The 15,271-nt window shown below is 73.6% G+C and carries 13 protein-coding genes; 4 read left to right on the top strand and 9 right to left on the bottom strand.

Going from position 1 to position 15,271, the window contains the following annotated elements:
• Positions 1–18 precede the first annotated feature (18 nt).
• Entirely contained in the window at positions 19–510 is a 492-nt protein-coding gene (locus tag QQS16_RS08850; RefSeq protein ID WP_286061075.1) for an Lrp/AsnC family transcriptional regulator, read from the bottom strand.
• 60 nt (positions 511–570) lie between these two features.
• On the opposite strand from QQS16_RS08850, the gene QQS16_RS08845 reads away from it, so the two are divergent.
• Complete coding sequence (locus QQS16_RS08845; protein WP_286061074.1) at positions 571–1,767, top strand: trans-sulfuration enzyme family protein; 1,197 nt, start codon at positions 571–573, stop codon at positions 1,765–1,767.
• A 152-nt stretch (positions 1,768–1,919) separates the two neighbouring features.
• Here QQS16_RS08845 and QQS16_RS08840 read toward each other — a convergent pair whose 3' ends face one another.
• The 4 genes from QQS16_RS08840 to QQS16_RS08825 all read right to left on the bottom strand — a co-directional run bounded on the left by QQS16_RS08840 (position 1,920) and on the right by QQS16_RS08825 (position 8,501).
• Positions 1,920–3,407, bottom strand: coding sequence for a GNAT family N-acetyltransferase (locus QQS16_RS08840; protein WP_286061073.1), 1,488 nt, complete (start codon positions 3,405–3,407; stop codon positions 1,920–1,922).
• Between the two features lie 263 nt (positions 3,408–3,670).
• Positions 3,671–5,245: an alkaline phosphatase D family protein gene (locus QQS16_RS08835; protein WP_286061072.1), complete on the bottom strand. Its 1,575-nt coding sequence runs from the start codon at positions 5,243–5,245 to the stop codon at positions 3,671–3,673.
• 686 nt (positions 5,246–5,931) lie between these two features.
• The gene (gene pdxR / locus QQS16_RS08830; protein ID WP_286061071.1) at positions 5,932–7,317 is read right to left on the bottom strand and encodes a MocR-like pyridoxine biosynthesis transcription factor PdxR; all 1,386 of its coding nucleotides are present in this window, start codon (positions 7,315–7,317) and stop codon (positions 5,932–5,934) included.
• 350 nt (positions 7,318–7,667) lie between these two features.
• Positions 7,668–8,501, bottom strand: coding sequence for an alpha/beta fold hydrolase (locus tag QQS16_RS08825; RefSeq protein ID WP_286061070.1), 834 nt, complete (start codon positions 8,499–8,501; stop codon positions 7,668–7,670).
• A 161-nt stretch (positions 8,502–8,662) separates the two neighbouring features.
• On the opposite strand from QQS16_RS08825, the gene QQS16_RS08820 reads away from it, so the two are divergent.
• Both QQS16_RS08820 and QQS16_RS08815 read left to right on the top strand, forming a co-directional pair.
• Positions 8,663–9,556, top strand: a complete 894-nt coding sequence (locus QQS16_RS08820; RefSeq protein ID WP_286061069.1) for an RNA polymerase sigma-70 factor — start codon at positions 8,663–8,665, stop codon at positions 9,554–9,556.
• 138 nt (positions 9,557–9,694) lie between these two features.
• Positions 9,695–10,456 carry a GntR family transcriptional regulator gene (locus QQS16_RS08815; RefSeq protein ID WP_286061068.1) on the top strand — a complete coding sequence of 254 codons (762 nt, stop codon included), beginning with the start codon at positions 9,695–9,697 and terminating at the stop codon, positions 10,454–10,456.
• A 218-nt stretch (positions 10,457–10,674) separates the two neighbouring features.
• On the opposite strand, the gene QQS16_RS08810 is transcribed toward QQS16_RS08815, so the two are convergent.
• The gene (locus QQS16_RS08810; protein ID WP_286061067.1) at positions 10,675–11,832 is read right to left on the bottom strand and encodes an ROK family protein; all 1,158 of its coding nucleotides are present in this window, start codon (positions 11,830–11,832) and stop codon (positions 10,675–10,677) included.
• 386 nt (positions 11,833–12,218) lie between these two features.
• Entirely contained in the window at positions 12,219–12,341 is a 123-nt protein-coding gene (locus tag QQS16_RS08805) for a hypothetical protein (protein WP_286061066.1), read from the bottom strand.
• A gap of 177 nt (positions 12,342–12,518) precedes the next feature.
• On the opposite strand from QQS16_RS08805, the gene QQS16_RS08800 reads away from it, so the two are divergent.
• Complete coding sequence (locus QQS16_RS08800; protein WP_286061065.1) at positions 12,519–12,965, top strand: hypothetical protein; 447 nt, start codon at positions 12,519–12,521, stop codon at positions 12,963–12,965.
• A gap of 234 nt (positions 12,966–13,199) precedes the next feature.
• Here the strand turns inward: QQS16_RS08800 and mug are convergent, their stop codons facing one another.
• Together mug and purB are read right to left on the bottom strand one after the other, a co-directional pair.
• Entirely contained in the window at positions 13,200–13,748 is a 549-nt protein-coding gene (gene mug / locus QQS16_RS08795) for a G/U mismatch-specific DNA glycosylase (RefSeq protein WP_286066259.1), read from the bottom strand.
• A complete protein-coding gene (gene purB, locus QQS16_RS08790; RefSeq protein WP_286061064.1) occupies positions 13,745–15,187 on the bottom strand; it encodes an adenylosuccinate lyase in 1,443 nt (480 codons plus the stop codon). Before purB ends, mug begins: the two co-directional genes overlap by 4 nt.
• Positions 15,188–15,271 lie beyond the last annotated feature (84 nt).

Below are 15,271 nucleotides of genomic sequence, written 5' to 3'. Positions count from 1 at the left end.
ACGAGGGGCCGCCGCGCGTCACTCGGATTGAGCCGAGGGCGTAGGCGGGAGCAGCGGCCCGCAGTCCCACTGCTGGAAGATCAGCCGGGTCTCCACGCGTGCCACTTCGCGCCGGGACGTGAACTCGTCCAGCACCAGCCGCTGAAGATCCGCCATGTCGGCGACCGCGACCAGCACGAGGTAGTCGTCGGGCCCGGTCAGATGGAAGACCGTCCGCGACTCCGGCAGCGCCCGGATCCGTTCCACGAACGGTCCCACCAGCTCCCGCCGGTGCGGCCTGACCTGCACGGACAGCAGGGCCTCCAGGCCCCGCCCCAGCTTGGCCGGATCCAGCCGCAGCTGATGGCCCAGGATGACGCCCGAGCGGCGCAGCCGGGTCACCCGGTCCAGACAGGTCGAGGGCGCGACACCGACCCGCGCGGCGAGGTCCCGGTAGGTGGTCCGGGCGTCGTTCTGTAGCAGCCGCAGCAGATGGAGGTCCACCGGATCCAGTACGACAGATGCGGTCATGCGCCGAACGTAACACGGCGATCGGACCCGTGACCTCGGCCGATGTTCATCCTTCGGTCCATGGACTCAGCGCGCACCGCACCCAGAGCACTGGCCACCGAGGCCGTCCACGCCGGCCGCGACGACCTCGCCCGGCAGGGCCTGCACGCCCCGCCGATCGACCTGTCCACCACCTACCCGTCCTACGACAGCCGCGGCGAGGCCGCCCGTGTCGACGCCTTCGCCGCCACCGGTGCCGAGCCGGACGGTCCGCCGGTCTACGGCCGGCTGGGCAACCCGACCGTCGCCCGCTTCGAGACCGCGCTGGCCCGGCTGGAGGGCACCGCGGCCGCGGTCGCCTTCGCCAGCGGGATGGCCGCGCTGACCGCCGTCCTCCTGGTACGGGCCTCCCTGGGCCTGCGGCACGTGGTGGCCGTCCGTCCCCTGTACGGCTGTAGCGACCACCTGCTGACCGCCGGACTGCTCGGCTCCGAGGTGACCTGGACCGATCCGGCCGGGATCGCGGACGCCCTGCGCCCGGACACCGGGCTGGTGATGGTCGAGTCCCCGGCCAATCCCACGCTCGTCGAGGCGGACCTGCGTGCCGTGGCCCACGCCTGCGGGTCCGTGCCGCTGCTCGTGGACAACACCTTCGCCACCCCCGTGCTCCAGCGGCCCGCCGAACACGGCGCGCGGCTGGTGCTGCACAGCGCCACCAAGTACCTCGGTGGCCACGGTGACGTGATGGCGGGCGTGGTGGCCTGCGACGAGGAGTTCGCCGGACGGCTGCGGCAGGTCCGCTTCGCCACCGGCGGGGTCCTGCACCCGCTGGCCGGGTACCTGCTGCTGCGCGGCCTGGCGACGCTTCCGGTGCGGGTGCGCGCCGCTTCCGCGACGGCCGCCGAACTGGCCCGGCGCCTTGCCGCCGATCCGCGCGTCGGCCGCGTCCGCTACCCGCGCCTCGGCGGCGCGATGATCGCCTTCGAGGTGGCCGGCGACCCGCACGAGGTCATCGGCGGGGTCCGGCTGATCACCCCCGCCGTGAGTCTCGGCAGCGTCGACACGCTCCTTCAGCACCCCGCCTCGATCAGCCACCGTGTCGTGGCCGCCGAGGACCGCCGGGGCGCCGGGGTGAGTGACCGGCTGCTGCGGCTGTCGGTGGGGCTGGAGGACGTCGATGACCTGTGGCGGGACCTGGACCGGGCGCTCGGCGGACGGCCCGGCAGTGTGCGCCGAACCGTGCGCCGAGCCGAAACCCGCGACTGCCCGTCCCGTTAGTCGGTCCCTGGCGCCGGTCCTCCGTCCTGCCGGCCGCTCCGTCCCGCTGGTCGGTTCGGCACGCCGGTGGCCCGTCCTGCTGGTCGGTCGGGCCGTTCCGCCAGTCGGTCCGTTCCGCCAGTTGGTCCGTCCCGCCAGTCGGTCCCGTCCCGCTAGTCGGTCCGTTCCGCCAGGGAACCGCCGTTCCGCTGGTCCCGCGTGGTCTCCTCGTCGAACTCCCGCTCCTGCCGGTATCCGTGCGGCGCCCGCGCGCCGACCGGGGCCGGGTCGAGTCGGGCCGTGATCACCAGGGTGCCCTCCTCGATCTGGTAGTCGAGGGGGAGCCCCAGGCCGCGCATCGCGGCGACCATGCCGGTGTTGGACGACTGCGTCACCGCGTACACGCTCGCGCAGCCGGCCTCGACCGCCATCGCCACCAGCCGGCCGAGGAGTTCCGCCCCCACGCCGCGCCGTTGCCAGGCGTCCTCGACGAGCAGGGCGACCTCCGTCTCGTCCCCGTCCCACAGGAGGTGACCGAGTCCGACGACGCGCCCGGAGGCGGCCTGGACGGCGAGGGTCCGGCCGAAGCGCGGGCTGAGCAGGTGGTTCAGATAGCGGTCGGCGTCGCCGACCGGACCGTGGTAGCGCATCGCGAGCGTCCGCGCCGAGCACCGTTCGTGCATCGCCTTCGCGGCGTCCAGGTCACCGACGTCGGCCCGCCGCACGGTGATCGAGTTGCCCTCAGGCAGCGTCAGCACGTCCTTGCCCAGCGGCACCCGCGGACCGAGCCGCGCGTCCAGTTCCACCAGGGCGCGCGCCCGCGCGAACTCGGTCGGGGTGAAGGGCAGATACGGCCGCTCCACGGTGATCACGCCGCCTTCCGGAGCCCGCAGCCGCATCACGGTGTCCTCCAGCACCCCCTCCACCGGCACGGACTGCGCACTCCCGCTTCCGGTCACCGGCCTGGCGGGCAGCGAACGGATGGTGCACCGGCCCAGCAACTGCCGCAGCGCCAGCGGGAGTTCGGCCGCGTCCAGCGCTGTGCGGGTGGCCAGGCCGAGGACCCGGGTCGGCGCGTCCACCAGGTCATGGGCGTCCGCCCGCTCGATCCAGGTGTCGGCACCGCCGGCCAGCGCGACGACCCGGGTCACCTCGGAGCCCGCGAGTGCGGCGGGGGCGCGCAGCAGGAACTCGTCCACCGTGCCGTCGGCCAGCGGATGCGTCTGGAGGCTCAGGATGTCGACCCGCTGCCCGGCGAGGGCTGTGCACAGGGTGGCCAGGGAGCCCGGCGTGTCCTTCACCGTCGTCCGCATCCGCCACAGGGTGCTCTCCCCGGCCACCGCGTCCGCACCCGATGCCGGCTGGTCCGACGGCCCGGCCTCCCGCTCCCCGGGCAGCGGCCGGGCACCGGTATCACCGGTCGGCGGGGCATGACCGTGATGGCGTGCCCACCATGTGTGGAAGGAGGCCGTGGCGATCAGCAGGACCGCCGAGACCACCAGCAGCGCGGGACCGTCGGGGCCGTGGCCGACCAGGTTCGCCACGGCGTCCGCCACCGCGACGGCCGTGAACAGGGCGGCGAGTTCGATGATGTCGCGCCGCCAGTGGTGCACGGGGCGGCCGTCTCTGGCGCGTGTCACAACAGACAGTTCTCGAGTCATGCAACCACTGTGAAGGAACGGTGTTGCGTGATCACGAACGCTCTGTGACTGATCGGTAAAGTGTCGTTCTGTCCCTTTTCGGATCAGTGCCGACAAGGTGGGACATCAATCTGACGCCGAGGTGTCGCCTACCCGAACATGACGCCGGATGCGTGACGACCCCCCGGCAAGCAACGGCCCCCGGCAAGCAACGGCCCCCGGCAAGCAACGGCCCCCGGCAAGCAACGGCCCCTGGACAGCAACGGCCCCTCGACGGTACGGGGTTACTGGCCGACCCGGCCCGGCCGTAGCACCTGGGTGAACAGGACGGTGCCGTCCTGCTCCCGCAGCCGCACGGTCAGGTCCCCGCTGTCGCCGTCGATGTCGACCTCCCCGAAGAACTGGTAGCCGCCGGCGGGCGAGACGTTGGCCACGGTGGGCGCCTTCACGAAGACCCGGTCCGGGCCGAACGTGCCGTCCAGTGTGTTGGCCGGGAAGGCACCCGCGTTCAGCGGCCCCGAGACGAACTCCCAGAACGGCGCGAAGTCCTTGAACGCGGCCCGCGAGGGGTCGTAGTGCTGGGCCGAGGTGTAGTGGACGTCGGCGGTCAGCCACACCGTGCCGGTGATCCGCCGGTGCTTGACGAACCGCAGCAGTTCGGCGATCTGGAGCTCACGGCCGAGCGGCGCGCCCGGGTCGCCCTGCGCGACGGCCTCGATGTTCGGCTTGCCGTCACCGGTGTCCGGGACGACCAGGCCGATCGGCATGTCGGAGGCGATCACCTTCCACACCGCGCGGGAGCGGGCCAGCTCGCGCTTGAGCCACTCCAGCTGCTCGCGGCCGAGGATGCCCTGCGCGTCGGCGGGCTGGTCGTCCGTCGAGTTCGCGTTGCGGTAGGTGCGCATGTCGAGGACGAAGACGTCCAGTAGCGGGCCGTGGTGCTGGACCCGGTGGACCCGGCCGTCGGGGCGGCGCAGCGTCGAGATCGGGAAGTACTCCGCGAACGCCTGCCGGGCGCGGGCGGCGAGGACGTCGACCCGCTTCTCCGTGTACCGGGCGTCACCGAGGATCTCGCCCGGGTACCAGTTGTTGGTGACCTCGTGGTCGTCCCACTGGATGATGGACGGCACCTGGGCGTTGAACCTCTTCAGGTTGTCGTCCAGCAGGTTGTACCGGAAATTGCCGCGGAACTCGGCCAGGGTCTCGGCGACCTTGGACTTCTCCTCGGTGGTGATGTTCCGCCAGGTGCCGCCGTCGGGCAGGGCGGCGGTCGCGCTGATCGGGCCGTCGGCGTAGATGTTGTCGCCGCTGCACAGGAAGAAGTCCGGGTCGAGCGCCGCCATCGCGTCGTAGATCCGGTAGCCGCCGAGGTCCGGGTTGATGCCCCAGCCCTGCCCGGCCAGGTCGCCGGACCAGACGAACCGCACGCCGTCGCGCCGCCTGGCGGACGCCGTGCGGAAGGTGCCGGTCACCGGCTCGCCGGTGCGGCGCGGGTCGTCCGGGTCGGCGAGCAGGACGCGGTAGTGGATCTGCTCGCCCGACGGCAGCCCGCGCAGCCGCGTGGTGCCGGTGAAGTCCGTGCCCGTGCCGAGCAGCGGTCCGTGCCATCTGCGCGGATTGCGGAACGACTCCGTCGCGGACGTCTCGACGATCATCCGGGCCGGCCGGTCGGAGCGCACCCACACCAGACCGGAGTCGGTGGTCACGTCTCCCGTCTGCACGCCCCAGCCCGCCTTCGGGCGCCCGGACAGGGCGAAGGCCGGCGCCGCGCCGAGCGCGCCGGGCAGGGTCAGGGCCGCCGAGGCGGCCAGGGAGCCGCGCAGAACACTGCGGCGGCCGGGAAGCGGACGGTGGGACATGGAGACGCCTCCGGGGAACGGGATCCGGCCAGTGTGCAGTGCCACAACTACGGGGGCGCCGCAGCGCGCACGGAAACCACAGGTGAACAACTGACCCCGAGCACAAGGGGACCCGTGTGCGCGGCATGACCGGCGGTGGCCCGCCACGCGGGATCCGGTGGCTCTGTCGGGGCCTGTCGGGAGGGGTGGGTGTTCGAACGGGTTCGTGCGCGTCGGGGGAGACCTCCGCCGCACACCGACCTGCCCCACACGGCGGGCCCCTCGCGTACACGACCGCCGCACACCCACCCGCCCCCACGGGCCGCCCCCGTCACGCAGAACCGCCGCACACCTGCCCGCCCGACGGACACCTCCGCACGACCGCCGCACATCCACCCGCCCACAGGTCTCCCCCGACAGGCACGAACCCGCCGAACGCCCACCCGCCCCACCGCGGGCATGGGACCAGCCACGCCCGTCGGCATGTGGCCCGTGCGTGCGTCGGGCTGGTCGGCAGGCGGCCGCCATGTCCGTCGGCTCGGGACCAGCCACGCCCGCTGGTATGCACGGCGTGCGGCTGCCAGCCCGTCGGCTCGGGACCAGCCACGCCCGTCGGCATGCGGCTCGCCAGGCCCGTCGGCATAGGCCCCGTCACGCCCGCCGGGATGGCCCCCACCACGCCGGTCAGCCTGTGGCCGTGACGCCCGTCAGCAGGCGGCCGCCTCGGCCATCCTCCGTACGCCGTCCCGGATGCGCGCGGGCGACAGGTGCGCGTACCCGAGGACCAGCCGGATCGTGCCCTTGCCGTCGGCCTCGGTACGCACGTGTCTGCAGTCCGACAGCGGGCGTACGGCCACCCCGGCCGCCGCCAGGTCCGCGAGGAACCGGTCCTGGGGGCCGTAGCGCTCCGGCAGCGCGGCGATGACGTGCAGTCCCGCGGAGATCCCGGACACCTCCGTGCCGGGGAAGTGCTCCTCCAGGGCGGTGACGAGGGCGTCCCGCCGTTCCCGGTAGGCGCGTTGGCAGCGGCGCAACTGGCGGTCGTAGTCGCCGCGCTCCACGAACCGGGCGAACAGCGCCTGGTCCAGGGAGGGATGACCGAGGTCCAGGGTCCGCTTGCGGGCGACGACCTCCTCGACGAGCGGGTCCGGGACCAGCAGCCAGCCCAGCCGCAGCCCCGGCGCGAGGGACTTGCTGACCGAGCCGGTGTAGGCCACGTGTTCCGGGTCGAGCCCCTGCAACGCGCCGACGGGGGCGCGGTCGTAGCGGAAGTCGCCGTCGTAGTCGTCCTCCAGGACGAGGCCGTCCACGGACCGCGCCCAGTCGAGCAGGTCGGCGCGGCGCCGCGCGGAGTAGGCGACCCCGGTGGGGAACTGGTGGGCGGGGGTCGTCACCACGGCCCGTACACCCGAGGCCCGCAGCGCTTCGACGGCGAGGCCCTCGCCGTCCAGGGGCACCGGCACCGTGGTGACGCCGGCCGCCGCGTACAGCTCGGCGTGCTGGGGGCTTCCGGGGTCCTCGACCCCGACGGAACGCACCCCGCGCGCGCGGAGGACGAAACCGAGGAGCGCGGTCGCCTGGGTCACCCCGGCGACGATCACGATCCGTTCCGGGTCGGCGACCACGCCCCGGCGACGCGCCAGCAGTTCGGCCAGCGCGGTGCGCAGCCGGGGCAGTCCGCGCGGGTCGGGGTAGCCGAGTTCCTGGTGCGCCACCTCGGCCAGTACACCGCGCTGCGCGGCGGCCCACGCGGCACGCGGGAACAGCGCCAGGTCCGGGGTGCCCGGAACGAAGTCGGCCTTGGCGCCGGGGGAGCGCGGGGCGAGGTCACGCGCGCGGGGACGCGCGGCCCGCACCGCGTCGCCCACCCACGTCCCGGCCCCGCGGCCACTGCGCAGATAGCCCTCCGCCGTCAACTGCTCGTACGCCTCCGTGACCAGGCCCCGCGACACGCCGAGGTCGGCCGCCAGGTCCCGGCTCGACGGCAGCCGGGTGCCCGCCGTGAGCCGCCCCGAGCGGACCGCCGCACGCAGGGCCTCCTGGAGCGCACGCCCGCGCGCGCGGGCCGGCGCCGACGCCGCGGGCAGAAGCAACTCCCACGCGGTGCCTCCGGAGCCGGTGCCTTCGGAGCCCGTGCCTTCGGTGCCGGCGGCCCCGGAACCGGCAGCTCCGGAGCCGGCGGCCCTGGAATCGGCAGCCCCGGGGTCGGCAGCCCCGGAGTCGAGGGCCTCCAAGCCGGCGGCCGGGCGGTCACCTGGACCGGTTGATGACGACGTCATGGCACGGGACCCTAAACGCGCCGGAACGGGAACACCTCCGCTTTTGTGCGGGGGCGGTCGGCGCGGAACGCCTCCAGCCCGGACAGCTTCAGGGTCGGGCCACCCGCCCGCGCGTCGGCGGAGAGCCGTCGGGGCGCTGGAGGGTGCGCCTCGCCCTCGTCCCTTCAGCGGCTGCCGTCGAGAAGGACGCGCGCGACGAGCGCGGGGTCGTCGTTCATCGGGCAGTGACCGCAGCCGGGCAGCCGCACCAGCCGCGCCCGGGGGATGATTGCCTTGGCCCGGACGCCCTGCCGCGGCACCAGCAGCCAGTCCCGTGTGCCCCAGGCCAGGGTGACCGGGAGGTCGGGGATGTCCTTGGTGAACTGGACGCTGGTACCGGCCCGGAGGGTCTCGGTGAAGCCGGTGGCCCGCGCCAGCGCCAGTGTCTCCGCGACGACGGCCTCGGGCGCGCGGCGGCTCGGGCGGGCGTAGATGGTGCTCGTCAGGACGGCCCGGCCGGCCGCCGAGCGGGCCAGTCGCTCGACCAGCGGCAGCGGCATCCGCTCGGCGATGCGCCGCATGCTGAGGAGCACACCGAAGGCGTAGCGCCGCTCGGCCAGCGTCCAGAACCCGGCCGGGGACAGCGCGGTGACCGACCGCACGAGCTTCTCCCGGCCCAGCTCCAGGGCGAGCAGCCCGCCGAGCGAGTTGCCCGCCACGTGCGGCCGGTCGAGTTCCAGCGCCTCGCAGAACGCGCCGAACACCGCGGTGGTGGTGGCCAGGTCGTAGGCGAGACCGTCCGGCAGACCGGGGGAGACCCCGAACCCGGGCAGGTCGACACTGATCACGTCACGCTCGGCCGCGAGGATGTCCACCACCGGGTCCCAGGCCTGCCGGTGGTGCCCGATCCCGTGCAGCAGGAGCAGGGGAGCGCCGCTGCCCGCGCGCGTGTACGAGACGGTGACGGGCTGAGGGCCCCTGGGAGAGGGCACGTCGAACGACACAGTGCTGGTGGACATGGAGATGCTCCTCGGCGGACTGGCGGACTGGCGGACTGGCGGCCGCACAGGCGAACACGGGGTAGACAGCTTGTCAGCAATTGCTACCGGCTGGTAGCCCCCAAAGAGGGCGCGCCCCGGGGCGCCTGGACACGGTCGCGCCCCTCGGCTGGGATGGAGTCGTGACCGCCGACACCGTGACCGACGTGACCGACGACTTCGAAACGCACCGCCCCGTCCTCCTGGGCGTCGCCTACCGCATGCTCGGCCGCGTGGCCGACGCCGAGGACGTCGTGCAGGAGGCCTGGCTCCGCTGGTCGGCCGCCGACCGCGGTGAGGTGCGCCAGCCGCGCGCCTACCTTGTGCGCGTCACCACCCGCCTCGCCATCGACCGGCTGCGCCAGGTGAAGGCGCGCGGCGAGACGTACGTCGGCCCGTGGCTGCCCGAGCCGTACGTCACCGATTTCGGGGACACCGTGCCCGACACCGAGGAGCGGGCGGTGCTCGCCGACACCGTCTCCCTCGCCGTCCTGGTCGTGCTGGAGTCGCTGTCGCCGCTGGAGCGCGCGGTGTTCGTCCTGCGCGAGGCGTTCGGCTACCCGTACGCCGAGATCGCCGCCATGCTGGACCGGGGCGAGCCCGCCGTGCGCCGGCTCGCCGGGCGGGCGCGCCGGCACGTCGAGGAGCGGCGGCCCCGCTACCAGGTCGACCCGGTCCAGCGGCGCGATCTCACCGAGCGGTTCCTGGCCGCCGCCGGGGGCGGCGACCTGGAGGGGCTGATGTCCCTGCTCGCACCGGATGTCCGTCTCGTCGGCGACAGCGGAGGCAAGTCCAAGGCGCCGCTGCGGGTCCTGGAGACGGCCGACAACGTGGGCCGCTTCCTGCTCGGCGCCGCCCGGAAGAGTGCCCCCGACCTGTCCTTCCGCTTCCTGGAGGTCAACGGCGGCCCCGCGATCCTCGTCCTGTCCGGCGGCAAACCCGACGCCGTCTTCCAGTTGGACGTCCTGGACGGACGTATTCAGGCCGTCTACATCATCCGCAATCCCGACAAGCTGCTCTCCCTGGCCTCCGGCTGAGATCCTGGGTGCCCCGAACCGCCCGGATTGGTCTTGACCAAGGGTGGGGGCCGTCCTATGGTCGCAGAGAAGTGCAACAACCTTTAATAAACAAGGGCGTTAAAAAGCCGCCGGATCACGGCGATTGCGGAGGACAGGGTGGGGACCACGCAGCTGGAAACGGTGCCGGAACCGAAGTACTGGCATCTCAAGACGGTGCTCACGGAGGCACTGGACTCCGAATTCTCCGTGGGCGAGATCCTGCCCAACGAGCGCGACCTCGCCGCTCGCTTCGGTGTCGCCCGCGCCACGCTCCGCCAGGCGCTGGAACAGCTGGAACTGGAGGGCAGGCTCCAGCGCCGCCGCGGTGTCGGTACGACCGTCGCCCCGCCGCGCGTGGGCGTGGCCGTCGGCACGGAGCAGCACGACTGGCCGGGCGCGGCCGGGGACGTCTGGCAGCCCGTCGACTGCACCCTGGACGTGCCGCCCGCGGCCGTCGCCGCCGCCCTGGAGACCGGTGAGGACCAGCGCGTGCACACGGTCCGCCGTTCGCGCACGACCCACGGCCAGCCCGTCGCCGCCGAGCTGCTCTACATCGCGGAGTCGGCGGTGCCCGAGCTGTCGGCCATAGACGCGCCGTCCGGAGCCGCACGCGCGCGTGCCGTGCTGCGCGAGCTCCAGCGGCTGGAGCTGGAGGGCCAGGAGAGCGCCGTCGAACTCGGGTCCGCCCGCGCGGACGACGCGAAGGAGCTGGACCGGCTCCCGGGGGCGCCCGTCCTCGTCGTCACCACCCGTTACCTCGCCGCCGGCCGCACCGCCGCGCTCTCCGTCGCCACGTACCGGGCGGACACCTGCCGGCTGACCTTCGGGGACTCCGGCGGCGTGGAGATCCACCAGGACCCGGAGCGCCGGGCCTCCTGACCACCGCAGACCACGTCCGCGCTCGTCGGGCCGGGCGACAGCCGGCTGCCGGCCAACCGGTACCGGGTCGTCCGGTACCGGACCGATGGTGCCGGGCTGACGGTTGCCCTTGCGACGGGTGCCGGGTTGCAGGGCCGACGGTTGCGGACCGGCTGGTACCGGTCGGACGGGGACCGGGTGGCCGTACCGGCAGCCCACCGTCACAGGACCGACCCGCCTCAGCGGCGGGCCGTCACCGTGCCCTCCACCGCGAACAGTTGCTCCTCCACGTGGTCGAGGGCCAGCCGCAGCGCGCCGGTCGCCACGGCGGCCTCGCCCAGGAGGGACAGGGCGACCTTCGGAGGGCGCAGGCAGTAGCGGTCCAACTCCCGTCGCAGCGGCTCCAGTACGCCGTCCAGGCCGGCCGCCCAGCCGCCGATCACGACCAGCTCCGGATCCAGGGCCAGCACCAGCGCCGCCACGTCGTGCACCAGCCGGTGGATGAAGCGGTCCACGGCCGCGCGGGCCCGCTGGTCGCCCTCGCGGGCCTGCGCGAAGACCTTGGCCACCGCCTGCTCGTCGAGCGGGTGCAGCGGCTCGTCCGTGGTGGACAGCAGCGTCTCCGGAGTCGCCTCCCGGCCCAGCAGATGGAGCGCCCCGATCTCACCGGCGGCTCCGCCGTACCCCCGGTGCAGCCGCCCGCCGATCAGGGCGCCGGCGCCCGGGCTCAGCCCGGCCAGGACGAACACCACGTCGTCGGACTCGGTCGCGGAGCCCTTCCAGTGCTCGGCGACCGCGGCGGCGTTGGCGTCGTTCTCCACCAGGACCGGGCACTTGAAGGACCGGCTCAGCCGTTCACCCAGGCGCAGCCCCGTCCACTCCGGCAGCGCGGTGCCCAGCCGGACGGTGCCGTCCGCCTCCACGATCCCCGGCGTACCGACACCCACCGCGCGCAGGGAGCCGCGGGCGACTCCGGCCCGGCGCAGCAGCTCGGCCACCGCGGTCCGCAGCCGCTCCAGCCGCTCGTCCGCCGACGCGGTCTCGTCCACGTCCTTGGCCTGCGCGCCGATGATCCGGCCGTCCAGGTCGGACAGGAGCGCGGCGACGCGGTGCGCCCCGATCTCCAGGCCCAGCAGATGACCGGCCTCGGCCCGGAACCGGAACCGTCGTGCGGGCCGCCCCTGACGTCGGACGACACTCTCGTCGGCCGCCTTCTCGACGACGTAGCCCACCTCGATGAGTCCCTCGACGACACCCTCGACCGTCGGCCGGGACAGACCCGTCACCCGGGTGATCTCGGTCAGTGTCGCGCAGTCCGTGGCACGCAGCGCGTGCAGCACCACCGCGGAATTGATCCTTCGCAGCAGCGAGGGATCCCCGCCGGTCAGCCGCCCCAACGTCCGTCCTCCCTGCTCGTGCGCGTGTGGGCCGGATCGTACTCGGCGCGGCGGGCCCCGGCGAGTGCCGGGCCACGCGGGACGGCCACCGCCTGTGCCGACGGCCTCCGGCCGGCCGGTCGTCCGTCCCTGCCGACCGCGTCCCCACCGCCCCGCCACCGCGTTCGCCGGCCACGCATCAACGCGTCCCCACCGCCCCGCCACCGCGTTCGCCGGCCACGCATCAACGCGTCCCCACCGCCCCGCCACCGCGTTGGCCTGCCACTCACCACCGCCTCCCCAGGCCGCCCCCGCCACCGCGTCCCCCGGCCGCCCACCACCGCGCCCGCCGTCCCCGCCGCGGCCTGCTCACGCGGGTGCGACGAACCCCGACGCGTACCCGGCGATCAGGTCTGCGCGGCGCTCGCGTGACCCAGCTCCGCCGGGGCGGCGCTCACCCGCGCCGTCACCGTCACCGTCCCGGTCCCGAGGACCAGCCGGGCGGCGGCCACCCCGACGGTCGCCGACACCCGTCTCCGTCTCCGTCCCGTCCGCGTCCCGTCCCCCTCCCCGGGCCATGACCGTCCCCCGCAGCGCCTCCGCCGCCCGCTCCGTCCGCCGGGCCGGCAGGGGCACGTCCGGCGCCCGCGCCCCGCTGTCGCCTGACGGACCGCCAATTGTCAGTGGCGGCCGGTTTACTGGAGCACATGGACAGTGCGACGTACCTCGCCAGGATCGACTCGCTGTGCACCGGGGATCTCGCCGCGGCGCACGGCGAGTCCGAGGCGTTCATGGCGGGCCCCGGATTCCGCATCGAGTCGTTGGCGGCGAGTCACGAGCTGCCGGCGGACGACGTCGCGCGGCGGCTGCCGGCCGTGGAGGACTTCCACGCCCTCAAGGAGCACATGTCCCTGATGCTGAACGCCCGTTGGGGCGAGCAGCAGCCACCGTGGTGGATGGGGACGGTCGTCGTGCGCATCGATCGCGGCGAACTGATACCGGAGCCCTGGGCCACCGTCAGCGCGCTGGTGGACGAGGTGAACCTCTGGCAGCCCCCCGGCACGGACCGCTGGCTCGCCCTCGGTGTCACGGACCGCGACCTGGACGACGAGGTCCACCTGCTCGCCGTCGTCACGGACACCGACCCGCCATGACCCGTTCGCCAGGAACACGGCATGGCGGTCCTGTCCGGCAGCGTGCCGCGGCAGGCGCCGTCGGCCCCGTCACGACGCCCGGCACGCTCCCCACCGCCTCAAGGGCGTGGGAGATACCCCCCACTCGCCGCACCGGCGAAAGCCCGCGTACGTCGTCCAGTAAGGACGAGGACTTCCGCCCGGCACACCGGGAGCGCGCACCGCTCCTTCTCCCACGGAGATCCATCGCGGCCCTTAGCCGTTCTCGGCCGCCGTCCGCAGTCGCGCGAACTCGTCCGCCATCGTCCGCGCGGTCCAGTGCGCGTTCAGCCCGCTCGGGTTCGGCAGCACCCACACGCGCGTGCCGCCGATCGTCCGTTCCTGCGGGCCCACCTGTGCCTTGCGGTCGTCGAAGGCGGCTCGGTAGGCGGTCACCCCGACCACGGCCAGCCAGCGTGGCCGCAACTTCGCCACCTTGAGGGCGAGCAGCCGCCCGCCCTCCCGGTACTCCTCCGCGCTCAGCTCGTCGGCCCGCGCGGTCGCCCGCGCCACGACGTTGGTGATGCCGAGGCCGTACGACAGCAACTCCCGCTGCTCGGACGGCTTCAGGAGCCTCGGGGTGAACCCGGACAGATGCAGCACCGGCCAGAACCGGTTGCCGGGGCGGGCGAAGTGGTGGCCCGTCGCGGCGGTCATCAGGCCGGGGTTGATGCCGCAGAACAGCACTAGGAGACCGTCCGCGACGACGTCCGGCACGAGACGGTCGCGGGCGGCCTCCAGTTCCTCGGGAGTGAAGCGGGTCAGAGGATCGCTCCGGGGGTGTAGCCCGCGGCCTCGGGGTGCTGCTTCGCGATCTCCTCGATCCGGCCGACCACGGCACCGACCTGGTCGGCCGCCGCGCCCGTGAAGGACAGCTTGTCGGCCATCAGCGCGTCCAGCTCGGCGCGGCCCAGCGGAAGGCGTTCGTCGGCGGCGAGCTTGTCGAGGAGCTCGTTGCGCTCGGCGCCCTGCTCGCGCATCGCCAGCGCGGAGGCGACCGCGTTCTCCTTGATCGCCTCGTGCGCCACCTCACGGCCGACACCCGCGCGCACCGCGCCCATCAGCACCTTGGTGGTGGCGAGGAACGGCAGGTAGCGGTCCAGCTCGCGGGCGACGACGGCGGGGAACGCGCCGAACTCGTCGAGCACGGTCAGGAACGTCTCCAGCAGGCCGTCCAGGGCGAAGAACGCGTCGGGGAGGGCCACCCGGCGCACCACCGAGCAGGACACGTCACCCTCGTTCCACTGGTCGCCCGCCAGCTCACCGGTCATCGAGGCGTAGCCGCGCAGGATCACCATGAGCCCGTTGACGCGCTCGCAGGAGCGGGTGTTCATCTTGTGCGGCATCGCGGACGAACCGACCTGGCCCGGCTTGAAGCCCTCGGTGACCAGCTCGTGCCCGGCCATCAGCCGGATCGTCTTGGCCAGCGACGAGGGCGCGGCGGCCACCTGCACCAGCGCGGTGACGACCTCGTAGTCGAGGGACCGCGGGTACACCTGGCCGACCGAGGTGAACGCCTGCGAGAAGCCCAGGTGCCCGGCGATCCGCTGCTCCAGCTCCGCGAGCTTGCCCGCGTCCCCGCCCAGCAGGTCCAGCATGTCCTGCGCCGTGCCCACCGGGCCCTTGATGCCGCGCAGCGGGTAGCGGCCGAGCAGCTCCTCGACCCGGGCGTACGCCACGAGCAGCTCGTCGGCCGCGGTCGCGAACCGCTTGCCGAGGGTGGTGGCCTGCGCGGCCACGTTGTGCGAGCGGCCCGCCATGACCAGCTCGCCGTACTCACCGGCCAGCTTGCCCAGGCGGGCGAGGACGGCCACCGTGCGGTCGCGCACCAGCTCCAGCGAGAGCCGGATCTGCAACTGCTCGACGTTCTCGGTGAGGTCGCGGGACGTCATGCCCTTGTGCACGTGCTCGTGCCCGGCGAGGTCGTTGAACTCCTCGATCCGCGCCTTCACGTCGTGCCGCGTGACCTTCTCGCGCTCGGCGACGGAGGCGAGGTCCACCTGGTCCAGGACGCGCTCGTAGTCGGCGATCGCCGCGTCCGGCACCTCGATCCCCAGGTCCTTCTGCGCCTTCAGCACGGCGAGCCAGAGCTGACGCTCCAGCCTCACCTTCTGCTCGGGCGACCAGAGCGTGGCGAGCTCGGCGGAGGCGTAGCGTCCGGCGAGGACGTTCGGGATGCGGGGCTTGGCGGGAGCGGAAGTCACGTGTACGGAGTCTACTGGCGCTTCCTGCAGGCCGGAGCCACGGGTGGGCTCGTAGGAACCTACGAAGAACAGTCCGGCTGCCAC

This window comes from Streptomyces sp. ALI-76-A (genome assembly GCF_030287445.1).
In the GTDB taxonomy this organism is placed as follows: domain Bacteria; phylum Actinomycetota; class Actinomycetes; order Streptomycetales; family Streptomycetaceae; genus Streptomyces.
The sequence above is the reverse complement of the archived record's forward strand: the minus strand, read 5'-3'. Positions and strand labels throughout refer to the sequence as shown.

Excerpts from the sequence above, each read along its gene's own strand:
- QQS16_RS08850 (WP_286061075.1), bottom strand. The coding sequence starts at position 510 with ATGACCGCATCTGTCGTACTGGATCCGGTGGACCTCCATCTGCTGCGG.
- QQS16_RS08845 (WP_286061074.1), top strand. The coding sequence starts at position 571 with ATGGACTCAGCGCGCACCGCACCCAGAGCACTGGCCACCGAGGCCGTC.
- QQS16_RS08840 (WP_286061073.1), bottom strand. The coding sequence starts at position 3,407 with ATGACTCGAGAACTGTCTGTTGTGACACGCGCCAGAGACGGCCGCCCC.
- QQS16_RS08835 (WP_286061072.1), bottom strand. The coding sequence starts at position 5,245 with ATGTCCCACCGTCCGCTTCCCGGCCGCCGCAGTGTTCTGCGCGGCTCC.
- QQS16_RS08825 (WP_286061070.1), bottom strand. The coding sequence starts at position 8,501 with ATGTCCACCAGCACTGTGTCGTTCGACGTGCCCTCTCCCAGGGGCCCT.
- QQS16_RS08800 (WP_286061065.1), top strand. The coding sequence starts at position 12,519 with ATGGACAGTGCGACGTACCTCGCCAGGATCGACTCGCTGTGCACCGGG.